Source organism: Aquibacillus rhizosphaerae (assembly GCF_030282825.1).
Taxonomy (GTDB): domain Bacteria; phylum Bacillota; class Bacilli; order Bacillales; family Amphibacillaceae; genus Aquibacillus_C; species Aquibacillus_C rhizosphaerae.
In genome coordinates this window covers 69,725-89,097 of record NZ_JASTZU010000041.1, presented here as the reverse complement: position 1 = coordinate 89,097, position 19,373 = coordinate 69,725, and the positions used below count along the sequence as shown (strand labels likewise).

20 protein-coding genes are annotated in these 19,373 nt (G+C 34.9%); 1 reads left to right on the top strand and 19 read right to left on the bottom strand.

The window, feature by feature from the left end:
• Positions 1-452 precede the first annotated feature (452 nt).
• The 14 genes from recO to rpsU all read right to left on the bottom strand — a co-directional run bounded on the left by recO (position 453) and on the right by rpsU (position 12,433).
• Positions 453-1,196 carry a DNA repair protein RecO gene (recO, locus tag QQS35_RS13765; RefSeq protein ID WP_285932795.1) on the bottom strand — a complete coding sequence of 248 codons (744 nt, stop codon included), beginning with the start codon at positions 1,194-1,196 and terminating at the stop codon, positions 453-455.
• 27 nt (positions 1,197-1,223) lie between these two features.
• Positions 1,224-1,367, bottom strand: a complete 144-nt coding sequence (locus QQS35_RS13760; protein ID WP_285932794.1) for a YqzL family protein — start codon at positions 1,365-1,367, stop codon at positions 1,224-1,226.
• A gap of 102 nt (positions 1,368-1,469) precedes the next feature.
• Positions 1,470-2,375, bottom strand: coding sequence for a GTPase Era (gene era, locus QQS35_RS13755; RefSeq protein ID WP_285932793.1), 906 nt, complete (start codon positions 2,373-2,375; stop codon positions 1,470-1,472).
• 484 nt (positions 2,376-2,859) lie between these two features.
• Positions 2,860-3,240 carry a diacylglycerol kinase family protein gene (locus QQS35_RS13750; protein ID WP_285932792.1) on the bottom strand — a complete coding sequence of 127 codons (381 nt, stop codon included), beginning with the start codon at positions 3,238-3,240 and terminating at the stop codon, positions 2,860-2,862.
• The gene (gene ybeY, locus QQS35_RS13745; protein ID WP_285932791.1) at positions 3,215-3,682 is read right to left on the bottom strand and encodes an rRNA maturation RNase YbeY; all 468 of its coding nucleotides are present in this window, start codon (positions 3,680-3,682) and stop codon (positions 3,215-3,217) included. Before ybeY ends, QQS35_RS13750 begins: the two co-directional genes overlap by 26 nt.
• Complete coding sequence (locus QQS35_RS13740; protein WP_285932790.1) at positions 3,683-5,824, bottom strand: HD family phosphohydrolase; 2,142 nt, start codon at positions 5,822-5,824, stop codon at positions 3,683-3,685.
• A gap of 85 nt (positions 5,825-5,909) precedes the next feature.
• A complete protein-coding gene (locus QQS35_RS13735) occupies positions 5,910-6,872 on the bottom strand; it encodes a PhoH family protein (RefSeq protein ID WP_285932789.1) in 963 nt (320 codons plus the stop codon).
• Positions 6,873-6,874: 2 nt separating this feature from the next.
• Positions 6,875-8,101: a sporulation protein YqfD gene (gene yqfD / locus QQS35_RS13730; RefSeq protein WP_285932788.1), complete on the bottom strand. Its 1,227-nt coding sequence runs from the start codon at positions 8,099-8,101 to the stop codon at positions 6,875-6,877.
• Positions 8,102-8,131: 30 nt separating this feature from the next.
• The gene (gene yqfC, locus QQS35_RS13725; RefSeq protein ID WP_285932787.1) at positions 8,132-8,413 is read right to left on the bottom strand and encodes a sporulation protein YqfC; all 282 of its coding nucleotides are present in this window, start codon (positions 8,411-8,413) and stop codon (positions 8,132-8,134) included.
• Between the two features lie 338 nt (positions 8,414-8,751).
• Positions 8,752-9,252, bottom strand: a complete 501-nt coding sequence (locus QQS35_RS13720; protein ID WP_285932786.1) for a hypothetical protein — start codon at positions 9,250-9,252, stop codon at positions 8,752-8,754.
• A 28-nt stretch (positions 9,253-9,280) separates the two neighbouring features.
• Positions 9,281-10,264: a flotillin-like protein FloA gene (gene floA / locus QQS35_RS13715; RefSeq protein WP_285932785.1), complete on the bottom strand. Its 984-nt coding sequence runs from the start codon at positions 10,262-10,264 to the stop codon at positions 9,281-9,283.
• Between the two features lie 24 nt (positions 10,265-10,288).
• Complete coding sequence (locus QQS35_RS13710; RefSeq protein ID WP_407933967.1) at positions 10,289-11,623, bottom strand: NfeD family protein; 1,335 nt, start codon at positions 11,621-11,623, stop codon at positions 10,289-10,291.
• 167 nt (positions 11,624-11,790) lie between these two features.
• Complete coding sequence (locus QQS35_RS13705; protein ID WP_285932784.1) at positions 11,791-12,237, bottom strand: GatB/YqeY domain-containing protein; 447 nt, start codon at positions 12,235-12,237, stop codon at positions 11,791-11,793.
• Between the two features lie 22 nt (positions 12,238-12,259).
• Entirely contained in the window at positions 12,260-12,433 is a 174-nt protein-coding gene (rpsU, locus tag QQS35_RS13700) for a 30S ribosomal protein S21 (protein ID WP_285932783.1), read from the bottom strand.
• Between the two features lie 327 nt (positions 12,434-12,760).
• Here rpsU and QQS35_RS13695 point away from each other — a divergent pair, with 327 nt between their 5' ends.
• A complete protein-coding gene (locus tag QQS35_RS13695; RefSeq protein WP_285932782.1) occupies positions 12,761-13,684 on the top strand; it encodes a Na/Pi symporter in 924 nt (307 codons plus the stop codon).
• 449 nt (positions 13,685-14,133) lie between these two features.
• Here the strand turns inward: QQS35_RS13695 and deoC are convergent, their stop codons facing one another.
• The 5 genes from deoC to dnaJ form a co-directional block, all read right to left on the bottom strand.
• Positions 14,134-14,802 carry a deoxyribose-phosphate aldolase gene (gene deoC, locus QQS35_RS13690; RefSeq protein ID WP_285932781.1) on the bottom strand — a complete coding sequence of 223 codons (669 nt, stop codon included), beginning with the start codon at positions 14,800-14,802 and terminating at the stop codon, positions 14,134-14,136.
• Between the two features lie 182 nt (positions 14,803-14,984).
• On the bottom strand, positions 14,985-16,343 hold the full coding sequence (mtaB, locus tag QQS35_RS13685) for a tRNA (N(6)-L-threonylcarbamoyladenosine(37)-C(2))-methylthiotransferase MtaB (RefSeq protein WP_285932780.1): 1,359 nt from the start codon (positions 16,341-16,343) through the stop codon (positions 14,985-14,987).
• 5 nt (positions 16,344-16,348) lie between these two features.
• Complete coding sequence (locus tag QQS35_RS13680) at positions 16,349-17,104, bottom strand: 16S rRNA (uracil(1498)-N(3))-methyltransferase (protein ID WP_285932779.1); 756 nt, start codon at positions 17,102-17,104, stop codon at positions 16,349-16,351.
• Between the two features lie 20 nt (positions 17,105-17,124).
• Entirely contained in the window at positions 17,125-18,063 is a 939-nt protein-coding gene (prmA, locus tag QQS35_RS13675; RefSeq protein ID WP_285932778.1) for a 50S ribosomal protein L11 methyltransferase, read from the bottom strand.
• Between the two features lie 131 nt (positions 18,064-18,194).
• Positions 18,195-19,319 carry a molecular chaperone DnaJ gene (dnaJ, locus tag QQS35_RS13670; RefSeq protein ID WP_285932777.1) on the bottom strand — a complete coding sequence of 375 codons (1,125 nt, stop codon included), beginning with the start codon at positions 19,317-19,319 and terminating at the stop codon, positions 18,195-18,197.
• Between the last annotated feature and the right edge of the window lie 54 nt (positions 19,320-19,373).

Below are 19,373 nucleotides of genomic sequence, written 5' to 3'. Positions count from 1 at the left end.
CCGACTGAATAATTTTCTATGTGCAACAAAAGCGCGGGCCACCTGGCTCATCTCCGACATAGTTAAGACTAGCCTCTTCGTTTCGTTTTTTGCCACATAGAGGATTGACTTATACACTCAGGGCGGGATAGGGCTGTAGGTGGACGTAGCACATACTAATAGTCAGTTATCCACAGGGCAATACTATGTTGTAAAAAAATCCCGTCCCTATGTCTCCAAAAAGGAAACATAGGGACGGGATTTCCGCGGTTCCACCCTATTTGCTATTTAAAAAATAGCCACTTTTTTAATCTTTGCTCAAGAGTGCCTTCCTCACGTCCCTTTGTCCAGCTCACACCATCCCAGACTCGCTACAAAAGTAGATACAGTAAGTTATAATCTCCATCATTGCAAAATTTCAAATTTGTCTTAAATATTAGTAAATAAAGTATTCTTTGTCAACTATAATATATTTATCGCAATAAGTCTAACTGCTTTAAAAATTTCTTTGATTTAAGATAATAACCGCCATATTGGTCATAATACATTTCCATTAGATGTTGAAGTATTTTCTTGTTTTCTTCTTTAATTGAAATATTCCCAATTTTTTCAACGTCAATCTCAGAAAAAACATATAACAACTTAATAATGTTGTTCGACAAATTAGTAGCACCCTGATCTTTCCATTGACAAGAAGTACATATTAGCCCGCCCTCCATAACTGAAAAGGCATATGATTCATTTCTCTTATTACAAGATACACAACGATTAACTACAGGTGCAAAACCGGCTAACTTATACATTTTCAACTCATAAATTATGGTTAGAATTTCAGGATCCTTACCTTCAGAAATCCATTGATACGTTTGAAATAATTGCTTAAACAAAAAAGGATCCTGCAATTTTGGATCAATTAGTTTATCTGTTAACTCAGCAATATAAGTTGCATATGCAGTTTTTATTATGTCTTCACGAATTTTCCTTAAAGAACTTAATACTTCACCTTGTTGTAAAGTAGCCAGGCTTGAACCCATCTGAATTAAATATGACCCATGTATAAATGGCTGCGTAATTGCAGCCATTCTACTTTTCGGTTTTTTTGCACCTCTTGCAATTGCACCTATTTTTCCTTTTTCTCTAGTTAAAATCGTAACAATTTTGTGTGTTTCCCCATAATCTTGTGTCCGTAAGATAATTCCTTCCACTTTTTCAAACAAAAAAGTTCACCTTTCCCTTATCGCTATTTACAAGTGTGAGTCTATCTCAGTTATTTCTTTATCCATTTGTGCACCCGAATCTTTATCATAGACAGTTTCTAATTCTTTTAATAATAAATAGGCTTCTATGTTTCCTGTCTGACTAAAGATTTTCCATGACATGTCGATCACAAGAAACCCCACCTTTCTATCAGTTAAGTTACGTGCCTAATAATAGAATTACCAAGTAGCCATATTTGCATGTGTTAAAATATTTTCCATGTATAGGAGCTCTTAATATTCATCACTTCGAAAACCATATTCGTTCAATTGATGTTGCTTATTTCTCCAATCTTTTTGTACTTTTACCCACAATTCGAGAAACACTCTTGTACCTAGCAACCCTTCAATATCTTTTCTGGCTTTCATTCCAATGTCTTTTAGCATAGAACCCTGTTTACCGATAATAATACCCTTTTGTGACTTTCTTTCTACAATTATAGTCGCTTGTACGAGCAACTTTTCGGTAGTTTCTTTTTGCTTTATATTTTCAATGACAACAGCAATCGAATGCGGTACTTCTTCTCTAGTTAATTGTAGGGCTTTTTCCCTAATAAGTTCACCGATTATAAACCGTTCTGGATGATCAGTAACTTGATCTTCAGGGTAATACTGCGGGCCTTCAGGTAGCTGTTTTTTAAGTACCTGAAGCAAATGAGGAACATTATTTCCCTCCAAAGCAGAGATTGGTATAATCTCTTCAAAATCATACTTGTCCTTGTACTGATTAATTAATGGCAAGAGTTTATCAGGATGAACCTGATCAATTTTATTTATTATTAAAAAAACTGGTTTTTTTACATTTTGAAGACGATCTAATATAAATTGATCTCCACGTCCGTAACCTTCAGCTGCATTGATCATAAACATTACAACGTCCACTTCATTTAAAGTATGTTCTGCTACTTTTACCATAAAGTCACCTAGTTTGTGCTTTGGCTTATGGATACCCGGTGTGTCTAAAAATATGAATTGCACGTCTTCTTCTGTTAAAACACCTTGTATCTTGTTTCTAGTAGTTTGAGGTTTATCACTCATTATTGCTATCTTTTGACCTACTACGTGATTTAAAAAAGTTGATTTCCCCACATTTGGTCTGCCTATAATAGTGATAAAACCTGACTTGTGTATATTATCCATGTTGTTTCCTCCATTGTGATGTCGATTCATTTATTATGATTACCCTTATTTTACTATAAAATGAAGACTCTTTCATGTTTTCGACAAAACCTCTATTAAAATGATGGCATAATATTTATAACTCATTCATATTTTTAGGTTCTAGTAGCAAAGATTTGTTCATAAATTTTTGCTGCTAAAATTATAACTCCTTCTTATATAACTACAAATTTCGCAAAGGGTATGTTATAACCGTAATTAAATATTATTGCTTCAATGCTTTTCATCATTTTATTTGGTTCCTTCGTTGATCTTCAGCCTGCTGTACCTGCAGAACTTAGATCATCTTCATGAACAAAACCGCAAATAGTAAATCTTTCCCACTGTTGACTTACCAAGTCCGAAAACGATTATGAATGGTAAGTTTGATTATAATCGTATAAGCAAAAAAACTCTTATTGCCTATTCTGCAATAAGAGTTTTGGTTAACATTTTGCCATATTCATTACCAAATTAATTGTATTATTTTCGGTAAAAAAATAATACTCCCAACTAATATAGACGTTAATGCTGAAATAAAGACTGCACCAGCTGATAAGTCTTTTACTAAACCAACCAATGGGTGAAACTCTGGTGCAAGGTAATCCATTGCTCGTTCCATAGCCGTATTAATCATTTCAAAAGACAATACAGAGCCAATTGTTAGTAAGAGAATTGCCCATTCAAACAAAGAAATCTGAAATAAAAAACCTACAAAAATAACAATGATCGTGGCTATAAGATGAATCTTTATATTTATTTCTGAGCTGATGGCTGATTTAATCCCATTAATCGCACAACTAAAGCCTACTCTACGCTTTTTATTGTCTTGGGAGTCCAAATGCATGGAGAATTTCCTCTTGTCTTTGGAACATTCGCTTTTCATCTACCTCATTCATATGATCGTATCCTAATAGATGTAGGAGGCCATGCAATGTTAAGAAACCTAGCTCACGATCAAAGGAATGATTATACTCAGTTGCCTGCTCTTTGGCCCTCTCAACTGATATAACGATATCTCCTAGAACTATAGGAAGGTCTTCCCCAATAACTTTAACTTCTCCCTCTCCGGTTTCTTCAAGCGCAAATGAAATAACATCTGTAGGTTTATTTATTTGTCGATAATTTCGGTTTATCTCTTGTATTTCTTTGTCATCAACAAAACTAATAGATATTTCAGCCTCCTGCGTAACATTTTCTTCTTTACATGCAAAAGTTAATAAGCGCTGAATCATGTCTACATAATCTTCTTTGATTGAATTCGTTTCATCGTGAAAATCAATACGCATTTATTTTGCCTCCTTTATTTCCTTTTCGGTAGGGTATTGAATCCTAGAATGGTAAATTCCATTTAATGTTTCACTAATTGACTTCTGAATAACTTCTAACTCTCTAAAAGTCAAAGAACTATCATTTAGTTGCCCATCCATAAGACGATCATTAATAATTGAATTAATTAGCTCGTCAATTTTAGCTTTTGTTGGTTCTTTCAACGATCTAACAGCGGCCTCAACAGAATCACAAATAGATACAATTGCCGCTTCTTTTGTACGAGGTTTTGGTCCAGGATAACGAAAATCCTCTTCATTTATTTCATTAGTTGTTTCTTTAGCCTTGAAATAAAAGTACTTCAATAAGGTGGAGCCATGATGTTGTTCAGCAATATCAATAATTTCCTTTGGCAACTTATGCTTTTTCAACATTGCTGCACCATCATAAGGATGACTAATAATTATTTCAGCGCTTTGAATCGGTTCAATAAAATCATGTGGGTTTTTAATCCCCATTTGGTTTTCAATAAAGTAATGTGGTCTTAATGTCTTTCCTAAATCATGATAATACGCAGCCACCCTAGCTAGCAAACCATTTGCACCTATAGCCTCGCAAGAAGCTTCACTAATATTTGCAACCATGACACTATGATGATATGTTCCAGGTGCTTCTGTTAGTATCTTTCTTAACAAAGGATGATTTGGACTGGATAAAGCAAGCAATTTAGTATCTGAAAGAATCCCGAAACTAGCTTCAAAAAACGGTAACATACCAATAGTTAAAACTGAGGACAGAAAAGCTGCCGCAACCCCGTATCCACCAAGTAATAAGGAATCATAAACCGTGTATTTTTCAAATGATAATAACAAAAAAATTAATATCGTTAATAGATTTATCACTAAAATCCCTGCACCCGCTTTGACAATCGCAGTTCGATCTTTAACACTCATGAGAAAAATAACACCAGCTATTTGTGTGAATAACAAATAGATAAAAGCTTCCATGTTCAAAGAGCCAGTAATTTCCGAATTGAAAATAATACTCCCTACAATCGCATAGATAAACGAAAAAACGATTGCTAAACGTTCATGCACTAGTATCTTCAATAACATGGATCCAGTTGCCGCAGGAACTAACAAGTACAACTGATTTACAGGTGTAGTATAAATGCTAACAAACTTCATAATAACAACGGTTAAAATAGATATAATGAAAATAGTTGCTAATTTTCCATTATCTAAGTCTCTAATTTTTGCAGATGCCCCGATTTCATATATCATTATCCCACTTAATAATATAATGAGCACACTTAAAGCGATTACAGGATAAATATTCCGGTCTTCATTAAGTAAACCAACTAAAGCTAATTCTTCATAAACTTCATTGGTAATTGTTTGACCCTCTCTTACGATAACTTCTCCAGCACGAATCATAACAGGATCCACATTATTGATTGCTTGTTTTTCAGCTTCCATTGTTCTATCCGCGGCATAAAAAGAATTTTCTACAACAGCAAATCTAGCTATGGCTAAAAGTGCCTCTTTAAAGGTCTCATCCAAGCTTGAATAACGCAGTTTCTGATTTACGCTACTTTTTGCTGCTTGTACATTTTCGGAGCGAACACCTTCATTCAACACATCATATAAAGATGTCGTTAACAATTCTTTTCCAAGTGCTCTCTCATGAGAACTTGCTTCAACCAGTTTTGTGAGTTCTTCAGTAGTAAGTGAGTCTGAAATATCTGGACTTAATAATTGTTGTAATTGTTGAATTTTTTCTTGACTTGTAAGAGGAATACTTTCTTCCTCATTCTCACTTGTTTTATGCTCTTCACCTAATATTTCAATTGCCTCAAACAACTCTTCGACATACCCTATTCTTTCCTGAGTTATTTCTGAAGATACATTAAACCTATCCTCTACAGATTGAACAGCTTCTCTTCTCTTACTTTCAGTCTCTTTTTCATTTTCAATTGTAATAGGGGAACGAATAGTCTCTTTTGCATTGCTAAACCTTTCAATATCATATGTCTCAGTAAATACATTCGAAAAAGTCAAAAGAAAGTAAAAACATCCTAATAAGAGAACAGGTAAACAAATTTTCATCCATTTTTTTTGATTTTTTGATAATCTAATCAATTTATCCCATTTAGTCTTCATACACTATTCCCCTTTTAACACACACCTTATAATACAGAAATAAGACCCAAATTTATGGGTCTTAAAATAAGCCTGAATCTCACACTTATTCTCCTGGCTTTTCATATGCATCGATAATCTTTTGCACAAGAGGATGACGCACAACATCTGATTGTTTGAGATATATAAATGATATTCCTTTAATTGGATTCAACTTTGTTTCTACAACCTTCAATCCAGAATTAACTCCTCTTGGTAAATCAACTTGGGTAATATCACCTGTAATAACCATTTTGGAACCAAATCCTAACCGAGTTAAAAACATTTTCATTTGTGCATGTGTAGTATTTTGAGCTTCATCTAAAATAACAAATGCATCATCTAACGTTCTACCACGCATATAAGCTAAAGGTGCAATCTCAATCGTGCCACGCTCAATTAAACGAAGTGTATGCTCATTGCCTAAAACATCATGGAGGGCATCATAAAGCGGACGTAAGTATGGATCCACTTTCTCTTTTAAATCTCCTGGTAAGAACCCGAGGCTTTCTCCAGCTTCTACTGCAGGACGTGTTAATATTATCCTTTTAACCGATCCCTTTTTCAATGCATTCACAGCCATTACAACAGCTAAATACGTTTTTCCCGTGCCTGCAGGACCTATTCCAAAAACAAGATCATCTGACTTTATCGCATTTACATAATTACGTTGTCCAAGCGTTTTAACGCGGATAGATTTTCCTTTTGCATTTTTTGTTATCTCATCTTCAAACAATGTTTCGAACTGATTAATTTTACCTTTCTTAGCTAGTTCAACAGCATAAACAACATCTCTCTCAGCAATTGTAAGACCTTTTTTAATTATCTTCAACAAAGCCATTAAAATATCCTCTATCATTTGAATATCTTCTTCAGATCCAGATACCCTTACTAGTTCTCCTCTAGTTACAATCGAAACATTTAATTGCTCTTCGATTTGTTTTAAATGTTTGTCTTCAGTTCCAAATAAGCTCAAAGCTTCACTTGGGTTGTCTAATTGTAAGTCAATAGTTTTTAAATCTTCAGGCATAATCAATCTCCTTGAGATAATGGTTGTGGTTTTGTTATGTCTTCTAATACAGTAAAGTATAACGATAATTTTACTTTACCATTGTCTATACGTTCGTGCAAAACATTTTCAAAAGATATTTCTGCTTCATGACCAAGATCTTTCTGTAAATCTTTGGTTGCTTGTTTAATTGCTTCTGTTCTTGCCTCTTTCGTTGTTCTTGTCTCATTCACCAATTCTTTTTCTTGAATCTTTTGTTTCACAAAGGAAATTGGAAGTTCCCATTTTAAAAAGTTTAAAGTTTTTTGCGTTGACTCGACTTCGGTGTTTTCATACTCAGGGTTTAAAAATCCCCAGATTGGCAGGAGAAAGTCTCCAAATCTTAAATAGTATTTCTTTTTATTTTCTCCAGTTAACACTTCATAATTCGCTTTTATTGGTATATTTACTTCTGTTTCATACCAAGTTTTTGCAATAATTTCTGCTTCTGCTTCCACCATGTTCTCATCAGATTCCTCATCTTCTTCCTTATCGTTTTCCTTATCGTTTTTCTCTTTCCCTAAAACACCCGATACTAAGATATCACCTTTTTCAACAAAATCATTTACATTTACTAAAGGTTGTCCTTTCGAAACAAACATATCCACAATAACGCCTTCTTTGGATGCTACCAAATTTCTTGGGCCATGTTCTTCCTTCTCTTCCACAACTGTCTTCTCTACACCCTCTAAGTGATAAGTTGTCCCTTTTTCTGTTACACCTACCCAAAGTAATTCAGGAATATCATTTAATAGCTGCTGTTGAATTTCTCCAGGAGAACCAATTTTTAATTTCAGTGCTCCTGGTTGAATACCATATTTATTTAATTCGGTTATGATTCTTTTTTCTAATTCGGGGTGAACCCCTTTAACTTTAACATCCCAGACAATATTAGATAAGAAAAAGACAAATAAGATACTTAATAACAAACCAATAACTAATGGTCTTTTAAACAAGATTTTTGCCGTTAAAAATGGAAGACCATTTTTTTCTATGAAGGAGATTTTGTAAATTGTATTACGACGAAGTGAGGTTACGCTACTTAGGTCTTTCAGTTTAATGTTCCCTTTACATTCTGTATCACTTAGTTTCTTAATATTCCAAACTGTTATGTTATTTCTTGCACAAAGATCAAAAAATAATTCAGGGTGGTAACCCATTACTTTTATTGTTACATAACCTGTAAAAAATACACCCTGTGTATGCCTCATAGAATTTCCACCTTTCCATCCTTTCATAAACTAATTGTCTATAAAAATAATTTCTTTGATTGTACCTTCAAGTAAAATTTCTTCCGGTAACATCATTTTTAAAACAAAATTACTTCCAGTTATTTTTAAATAACCGTTTCCCATATTTAGTCGAAGTTCATTATCAGAAAATAATAATAATCCTCGATGATTTTCTATGTATGCGTGTAATTGTCCTATCATAGTAATTCTTGGTAGTTCGAGGACCACATCGGAAGGTAGTTCGAGGTGGTCAGATAACCAACTACCGATGCGTTGTTGCCATTTTTTCATCTAAGATGCCCCCCCTCACATACATATGTATGAAACTATGAATTGTATAAGAACAGGAAAAACTTATGAAATGACTGCTTTACCGCAAGCCCACCCCTTATCTGTTTTCATAGGTCGTGAATGTAGTACTGTATAAGCTATACTTATGTTTAGATTTATAAGAAATGAGTCTATTTTAAATATGAGCACAAATTGCCTAAAATTAGTTTTTAAACCTAACAAACAGACTCCCTCGTTTATAAGAAGTCAATACGAAAAAGTCTTTGCTTGCCCGTAATTTTACATTTAACCCTAATGGCCATAAAAAAACTCTGTCACTTTTGTGACAGAGTTTTTTACTAACTTCTTCGATTCTGCATTATATTACGATGTGGCTTTTGTGATTTTGGTGGTCCTAATACCTCTGCCATAACAATACTTTCTGCTAATCCACGTTTAGACATATTTTTAGCAATAGAAAAAGTTTCACTTTTTCTACTACTAGGAGATTTATTCGTTTTCTTGTTCTTTCCTTTTCTGGAAACCTCATTTATCATGCTGTTTTGTTCTCTTTGACCAGATGTGATGTTTCCACCAATCTCCATATGATCTTTCAGTTGATCTAATTGCTGTTTCTTCTCTTCATAATATCTTTGTGGTCCCATTTTAGTAGATGAGTCATCATAATCATCTACAGGCGAACTTACTTCGTAGTCAGTTCTCCCGGATGGCGTCGAAGTTGGTCTCGGATGCTGATTTTTTTCGGCTGGTTTATTCTTTTCATCTTGCTTTTTAAACGAACCGAACAACCAAGCAGCCGCTGCTAGTAATGGAATAATCATTCCAAACAAATCTTCCATCAAAAACCCTCCTTTCGAGGATTACCTTTTACTCTTCATCTTCATCTTTAGAAATCTTGCCTATAGAATCACGCATGTCTGTATCCGCATTTATATTCTTATAGTTCATATAATCCATAACACCCATGTGCCCAGAACGTAAAGCTTCAGCTAACGCTAATGGTACATCGGCTTCAGCTTCCACAACTTTCGCGCGCATTTCTTGTACACGAGCAAGCATTTCTTGTTCTTGTGCAACAGCCATCGCACGACGCTCTTCTGCTTTAGCCTGTGCAATATTTTTGTCTGCTTCAGCTTGGTCTGTTTGTAACATCGCACCAATGTTTTTCCCTACATCGACATCAGCAATATCAATCGATAAGATTTCAAATGCTGTTCCTGCATCTAGACCTCTACTTAATACGTTTTTAGAAATCGAATCAGGGTTTTCTAATACTTTCTTATGTGTTTCAGAACTACCAATTGTACTTACGACACCTTCACCAACACGAGCTATAACTGTATCTTCACCAGCACCACCGACTAGACGGTCAATGTTAGCACGTACAGTTATTCTTGCTTTTGCTTTTACTTCAATACCATCCATCGCAATACCAGCAATAAATGGTGTTTCAATAACTTTAGGATTTACACTCATCTGTACAGCTTCTAATACATCACGGCCTGCTAGATCAATAGCAGCTGCACGTTCGAAAATCAACTCAATGTTAGCACGTTGGGCAGCGATCAATGCATTTACCACTCTATCAACATTACCACCTGCTAAGTAATGACTCTCTAATTGATTTGTATTAACATTAAGTCCTGCTTTATGTGCCTTGATTAACGGATTAATTACTCGAGCAGGAACTACTCTTCTTAAACGCATCCCTACAAGTGTAAAAATATTAACATGAACACCAGCAGCTAAAGCACTAATCCAAAGCATTACTGGAATAAATGTAAATAATACTGCTACAGCAATAATAATTATCCCGATTAAAATAATCGGCATCAGTTCGTTCAATTCCATATTTATTTCCTCCTATTTCTATTTCTATTTATTTGTTTCACGAACGACGATTCGAGATCCTTCCACTTTTACAATTTTTACAGAAGAATCATTATTTATGAAGCCGCCTTCGGATACAACATCCATTCGTTCATCATCAAACAGAGCGGTGCCGCTCGGATGAAGAGGTGTAACCGTTTTACCTTCTAAACCAATTAACTCTAAACGATTTACTGTAGACACATATCCACTTTCCGTTGTCGTCGCATCTTTTAGGATAATATGTCTAAATATACCTTTTTCTAGTCCCATTCTCTTAAACATTATCACAGAAACGATAATTGTAACTAATAGAGCAATTCCAATACTCATTGCCATGTACCCAATATCATTCGTTGATAATAATAAGGAGCCGACGACTGCCCCTACACCTATGATACCTAAAATACCACCTGGAACAAATATTTCTGCTACTATTAGTCCAATACCTAATACTAACAATATTATCGCTTCATATCCAGCTAATCCAGCAACAATATGTCCATAAAAGAATAAAACTAAGGATAATAAACCGATGGAACCTGGAACACCAAACCCTGGAGAATACAGTTCAACAATTAACCCAATGCTAGCTAATGATAACAATATAGGAACTACTACTGGATTTGTCAAAAACCTAGCTATTTCTTCTGAGATTGTAACTTCCATTTCAACCACAGTTGCATTAGTTAATTTCAAATTACTTAACAATTCTGTACGGTGATTTACAATTGCTTCGGCGTATTCAACCTTAACAGCTGAATTAGCATCCAGTGTTAAAAACTCCCCTTTGCCAGCGCCATACTCAGGTAAATCAATCTCAGCATCAGCCATTGCTTTTGCATATAATGGATTTCTATTTTTAGACTCTGCTGCCCCTGTCATAGCAGCAATCCATGCAGATTGAGCTTTTTTTTCTGCAGCTGTTCCATCTGAATTGATTACTCCACTCGCACCTATCGTAGCTTGAGGCTTCATAAAAATATTATCCGTGTTAAGCGCTATGTAAGACCCTGCAGATAACGCTCGACTTGTTATAAAAGAAGAGGTAGGTATCTCAACATTTTGTAGTATCTCTCCTATATTTTCAGCTGCATCTACTCTACCACCTGGTGTATCTATTTCGAATATGATGTGATCAGCATTAGCTTCAATCGCTTCATTTGTAGTTCTTTGTAAAAATGCTTCTAGACCACGTTCCACTTCTTTTTCTATTGGTATAACATAAACCAACTTTCCTTCACCATCTGCGAGAGCAGTGTTTTCTTGAAGTGGCATCATTAAAATACAGCTAATCGCAATAAGGAGCGGTATAATGGGTATAAATCTAGTTAGTCGCATCCCAATCCTCCTTTCTATCGACATAACAATGTATACGGTAACGTTAATTATAAGGTTTCACAAATATGTATTATTTATTTAATAAATAATCCCTTGTCACTTTGTGACAAGGGATATATTCTTAGAAACAATAATGCCTTACTAATCTATAATCGTATGTGGGTAAATTATGATAAATGTTTCATCACTAGTTGATTCACTAGTCCGCCATCTGCTTTACCTTTAACTTTAGGCATTAAAGCACCCATCACTTTACCCATTTCCTTTTTAGAAGTGGCATTTACCTCATTAATGGTTTGTACGATAATCTCTTCAAGCTCTTCTTGAGATAGCTGCTCTGGCATATATACTTGTAAAACTTTTATTTCATCATTAAGTTTCGCTACAAGATCATCGCGTCCAGCTTCTTTAAATTCATGGAGGGAATCTTTACGCTGTTTCAACTCTCTAGTCAAAACAGATAATTCTTCTTCTTCAGATAAAGCGTCCTTCCCCAGTTTAATAGCATCATTTTGTAAAGAAGCTTTAACCATTCGGATAACTCCTAATGATAGCTTATCTTTATTCCTCATTGCTTGTTTCATATCCTGGTTCAGACGGTCCAATAATGACATTTGCTCTCTACACCCTCTTTAATTACTTACGCTTTCTAGCCGCCTCAGACTTTTTCTTACGACGCACACTAGGTTTTTCATAAAATTCTTTTTTACGATATTCTGCCAATGTACCGTTTTTTGATACACTGCGCTTAAAGCGACGAAGAGCATCTTCAAGAGACTCGTTTTTACGAACGCGAGTTGTGTTTGACATGCTAATTTCCCTCCCTCCGAAGCATACAACAAATTTATAGCGACATATGTATTACCACATATGCCTATCGCCAATTATAATATAATGATTTTTCCTGGTCAACTTATTTTAGAATAATACATGAATTATTTTAATTTTTATGTATTTAATCAATTTCATAATACCAATTTTCTCGTCACTTCCAACAATATATAGTTGGATAAAACCATTTTCAAACTATATATTGCTCTTAGATGAGTGAATAAGGTAATTATGAAATTGACTCATTATAAAAATTTTTCTCATGTTTATAAATCTTGTCCATACAATGATATAGAGGTGAAGACGGTGGGAGATTTAGTATCTTTAACAGCTGTATTTATTATGTTGTTTTTTTTAGGAATGACAATATTAAGGACAGGTTTATATCAACTTTCTTATAGTAAGATGCAATATTTATTAGCTAACTTTACGAAAAATACATATTTAGGCATACTTACTGGTATTATTGCTACTGCCATCTTACAAAGTAGTTCATTGATTATGGTATTAACGATAAGCTTTGTTAGCATAGGTTTCTTAACCTTTAGACAGTCTATCGGTATTATATTTGGTGCTAATATCGGCACCACTGTTACTGGAGAGTTAATGGCATTTTCAAACGTCATTCCTGAGACATCTTTTGTTATTATTGGCTCTGTATTAATATTTATTAACAATCGAACTATATTTAGTATCGGAGCAATTTTAGTAGGTTTAGGGACTATTTTTGTAGCTCTGGATGGATTTGAATCATTGGCACAACTATTAACAGAAATGCCTATTCTTACCGACAGTCTTTATTGGGCTAACAACATCCCTTCCTTTGGCGTTTTAATTGGCATACTCGTTAGTGGAATCATTCAATCATCTAGTGCGACAATTGGAATTACCATGAGCATTTTAAATGAAGGGTTAATTACCTTGGCTGTTTCCATCGCTATAGTTCTTGGGTCTAACATTGGGACATGCGTCACTGCTTTATTAGCAGTAATTGGAACAAAGAAAGAGGCTAAGTTAGTTGCAATGGCGCATATCTGGTTTAATGTTCTCAGTGTTTTAATGTTTATTCCGTTCCTTGATTGGCTTACAGATATAGCTCAATTGCTTGCGACAGATGTAAAAGAACAGCTGGCTCATATTTCCGTACTTTTTAATGTTTTTTCGGTTTTATTTTTCTTACCTTTTGTTAGTTTATTTGAAAAATTCATTTATAAATTTCATGGTAAATAATTAAGTTAAACAAAATCGGTAATAAAAATAGATTGTATATTCTTAAGAAGTTATTGTTCATAAAGTCTGCACTAGTATTCTTAACTATTGTATAATTCTTTTACGTTGCAATGATGCTTGAGTGGTATTATGGGAAAGCAACAGTTGAAAGCCCCACAGAATCAAAATCTCCAGTGAAATTACATCTCACACAAAAAAGAGTGTTGTTCTTTTTTAAGGAAACGCTCTTTGGGCCTGCGGTAACTCGGCCTATCGATAACATTTGCTCGTGAGTAGGCTAAAACACACCTATGAAAAACTAGTGTTTTCCGCAACGACGTATTACCTTACCACTAAAATCATAATTAAGTTTCACTTCACACTTTCTATCAAATTCAAAAAATAAAAATTTCTATGACAAATTTTAAAAATAACACCTTTCGTATATACGAAAGGTGTTATACAACATCTTAATAACCTGATTGGCCCTGCTCATCAGCAATAATTTGAACACCAGAACTAGCCCCGATACGCGTAGCACCTGCTTCAATCATCGCTTCCGTATCTTGACGGTTACGGACACCACCAGAAGCTTTTACACCCACCTCTTGTCCAACAGTGTTTCTCATTAGAGTAATGTCCTCTATCGTTGCTCCACCGCCTGAAAAACCGGTAGATGTTTTCACAAAATCAGCACCTGCTTTTTTAGCTAATTCACAAGCCTTTACTTTTTCCTCGTTAGTTAGAAGAGAAGTCTCAATAATAACTTTTGTTAGGGCTTTACCTCTTGCAGTATCTACCACCATTTTTATATCGTTCTCTACTGTATCATAATCTTTATCTTTCAATGCACCTATATTGATTACCATATCTACTTCTGTAGCACCGTTCTTAATTGCTTGTTCTGTTTCAAAAGACTTTGTTTCTGATGTAGTAGCACCAAGCGGAAATCCAATAACAGTACATACCTTTACATCAGTATCCTTAAGTTTACTATAACAGTACGAGACCCAATAGGGGTTAACACAAACGGAAGCAAATTCGTGTTCGCGTGCTTCTTCAATAATCTGATTGATTTTTTCTTTCACTGTATCTGGTTTCAATTGTGTATGGTCGATCATCTTTGCTATATTATTCATTATTCTACCTTCCTTTTCGATTATTCAGTCAAATGATAGCATCTCTACAACAAAAATACCAATTTATATAAAATCTGCAAATTTTATTATCTTCATAGACAATAAAAACAGCTTAACCTTTACTATTTGTTTTTTATTCTAGATTTATTACAAAACAAAAACCCAGTAATACCGGGTTTCATTTATGAAGACATTTCTATATTCTGTTTTATATTTGGTTCATCCATAATTTTCACAAAGGTTCCTTCGTTATAAGGGTATCCTGCCTTATTAATTTTGACACGCACAATCTTGCCAATCATATCTTCGGTTCCTTCGAATTTAACTTTCAAATAATTATCGGAATAACCGACAAGTAAGTTTTCACTTTCTTGACTATCATATTTCTCTTCTGGTATGACTTCTAATACTTCATCCTCAAAAAGCGATGCATATCCTTTGGCTTGTTGATTTGATAATTCAATTAGTTGGTGTACACGGTCATTTTTAATATCATCTTCTACCTGATCATCCATTCGGGCAGCAGGAGTTCCAGTTCGCTTAGAGAAAGGAAATACATGTAACTCAGAATAACCAATTTCTTGAATAAACCGATATGTTTCCATGAACTCCAGTTCGGTTTCACCAGGAAAACCAACAATAACATCAGATGTAATAGCAAGACCTGGTAAAGCTTGTTTTATTCTATCAACTTTTTCTTTATAAAAAGTTGATGAATACTTCCTTCTCATTCTTTCCAAGACTGAATCGGATCCAGATTGAAGTGGAATGTGCAAGTGTCTAACAATTTTTTTTGATTGGTCCAGTACCTCGATTACTTCATCTGTAATTTGACTTGCTTCAATTGATGAAATTCTTATCCGCTTTAAGCCGTCCACTTTCGTTTCAAGTTCGCGTAGTAACTTTGCAAAGTTATAGTCTTTCATATCTTCACCATAGCCAGCAGTGTGTATGCCAGTTAATACTACTTCTTTATAACCTGCATCCACTAGTTGTTGCGCTTGTTTCAAGACATTTTCTGGTTCCCTGGAACGCAACAGACCCCGCGACCAAGGGATGATACAAAAAGTACAAAAATTGTTACAGCCTTCCTGGATTTTCAGCGATGCTCTTGTTCGATCTGTAAATGCAGGAACATCCATTTCCTCAAAAACACGGTTTTTCATAATATTAGACACACCGTTTATAGGCTGACGATTTATTTTGTGATTTTCAATGTAATCAATCATTTTACCACGGTCCTGTGTACCAACGACCACATCTACACCTGGAATTTCCATAATCTCACCCGGAGATGTTTGTGCATAACAGCCGGTAACACATACTACTCCCTCTGGATTTTTACGAATGGCACGACGAATAATTTGTCTACTTTTTTTATCTCCAGTATTGGTTACTGTGCAAGTATTAATCACATATACATCTGAGGAATGATCAAAATCCACTCTTTCATAACCTTCTGCCTTGAATTTTTGCCATATTCCTTCTGTTTCATAATGATTAACTTTACAACCTAATGTATGAAATGCTACTGTAGGCAATTTCATCACCTCAATTCTTCAAAATGATAGGAAATACTTGATAAGAAATACAAAGGAGCAGTTTCAGTTCTAAGTATTCTTGGCCCTAACCTTACAGGTGAAAAACCGTATTCCTTTAAAAGAGTCACCTCATCTAAAGCAAAGCCACCTTCTGGACCTATGCAAGCAATTACAGACTGGCCTAATTTTATTTCATCAAAAATATGACTGAGCTTTTCAGATTGTTTAGAACGTGTTTCTTCTTCAAACGCAAATAACTTAACATCATAATCCTTACTTTCCTCTAATAGCTTTTGAAAGCTATAAACTGATTTAACATGAGGAATTCGTGTTCGATGTGACTGTTCACTTGCTTCTTTTACGATCTTATTAAAACGTTCTATTTTTTTATCGGCTTTTTTTTGATCCCATTTCACAATTGATCGTGAAGCCTGGAATGGTATAAACTTGTTTGCCCCGAGTTCTGTACCTTTTTGTAGAATCAACTCTAGCTTGTCAGCCTTTGGCAATCCTTGTGCAATTGTAACATGGATAGGTAATTCAACTTGTTCTTCTTTCCAATTAACTATATTAACAAATACCTTATCAGATGATATTTCTATAATCTTACAAATGGCCGCTTCACCGTTAGGATGAGTACATATAATTTCATCATCTACATCCATTCGCATGACACGGACGATATGATGAACATCATCACCCGTAATAACTACTTTTCCATCCTCAGACCAATTAGAGGAAGATATAAAATATCGTTGCACAACAAGATCACCTGCCTTTATTACTGTTTCTTTGCAATGATAGAAATCCAATCTTCCATTTGATTCACTTCTATAATTTCAAATCCAGCAGAGATCAGAGCCTCTTTCACCTGTTCTTTTTTTGCTAGAATTATCCCTGAAGTGATAAAAAAACCACCAGACTTAAGACAATCAAACGCATCTTGCTCAAAGCGCATGATAATTTCAGCTAATATATTGGATACAATAATATCCACTTGCTGATTAACATTGTTTAACAGATTATTTTGCTTTGAGCTGATTTTGTTATCTACTTTATTTAACTTTGCGTTAAGTCTGGTGCTTTTCACAGCTATATCATCTAAATCATAGGCATCCACTTTTTTTGCGCCTAATAAAATAGAAGCAATGCTTAAGACTCCAGAACCTGAACCCACATCTATTACATGATAGCCATTTTTAATATATCGCTCTAACGCTTGGATACTTAATACAGTTGTAGGATGTGTTCCTGTTCCAAAAGCCATTCCCGGATCTAATTCTATGATGAGCTCATCACTTGAAACAGGTGAATAATCCTCCCAAGTAGGAGTAATCGTTACTCTTTCTGATATTTTCACAGGCTTATAGTATTTTTTCCACGCAGTTGCCCATTCTTCTTCATTAACTTCGCTTAAACTAATTTGATTTACACCCAAATCGATATCATAAATCAGTAAATTATTTACAGCCTGCTTAATTTCATCGACCGTTTCACCTAAGAAGCTATTCATAGGTAAATAGGCTTTAAGCATGACACCTTCTTCTGGGTAATCATCTGGATTCAACTCATAAATCTCTCCAAAGGATGTATCACGTTCTTGGAGCAAATCGCTTGGGTCTTCGATGACAACCCCACTCGCTCCTGCTTCATGTAATATGTTAGAGATTGGCTCAATTGCCTCATTTGTAGTATGGATGCTTAATTCAGACCACTTCAAAAGATCAACTCATTTCGTCTATATTTAGACCAAATTAAAACATGGTCAGTTGGGCCATTTATTACTTTTATCTAAATGATAAATCAAATTGCAAAACCATATGCTATCAAGCTTTTTTTACTGAATCTTTATCATTCACCTTTAAATGCTCTTTTTACACGTTGAAAAAACGAATCTTCATGTTCATCTGTCGCTTTATCTCCACTAATATCATTTAACTCTCTTAATAGTTCTTTTTGGCGTTCATTTAGATTAGTCGGTGTAATGACCCTAATTTTTACATGTTGATCTCCATGTCCATAACCACGAACATTTGGTGCTCCCTTTCCTTTTAAACGGAAAGTTTTCCCTGTTTGCGTTCCTGCTGGTACTTTTAGTTTCACCTTTCCATGTACGGTTGGAATCTGTATTTCATCACCGAGTGCAGCTTGAGCAAATGTAATTGGCATTTCACAGAATATATGATCGCCTTCACGTTGATAAAATTCATGTGGTTTAACTTGAATAACAACATATAAATCACCAGATGGTCCACCATTAACACCCGGCTCACCTTGACCTGAAACTCTTATTTGTTGTCCTTCATCAATTCCAGCTGGAATACTAATGTGAATCTTTTTACGTTTGTTAACTGTTCCCGCTCCACCACATGTATTACACTTTTCGGGAATAATCTTTCCTGATCCTTGACAATGGTGACACACTCTTTTATTTACTACACGGCCAAACGGTGTGTTTTGTTCCATATTAAGTTGCCCTGAACCGTTACAATGTGTACACGTTTTAGGACTTGTTCCAGGCTTAGCTCCTGAACCATTACATGTATCACAAGATTCTTCTTTCGGAATTTCAACATCTGATTCTTTTCCAAAAATAGCCTCTTCAAAATCTAATGTCATCGTATATTGCAAATCAGCACCTTGTCTAGGTGCGTTTGGATCGCGGCGACGACCGCCACCAAAAAACATATCAAAAATATCGCCAAATCCACCGAAATCTTCTGCACCACCAAATCCGCCACCAAATCCTTGACCCTGTGGCCCTGAATGGCCAAATTGATCGTATTGTGCGCGTTTTTGCTCATCGCCTAATACTTCGTACGCTTCTTTTGCTTCTTTAAACTTATCAGCAGCATTTTCCTCTTTGTTAACATCTGGGTGATATTTTCGAGCTAACTTACGGTAAGCTTTTTTCATTTCTTCCTTTGATGCATCTTTAGAAACACCTAAAATTTCATAATAGTCTCGTTTACTCACTTGACGATCACTCTCCCGACTCTTCTTTTGCATAGAGTTTATAATAACATTGAA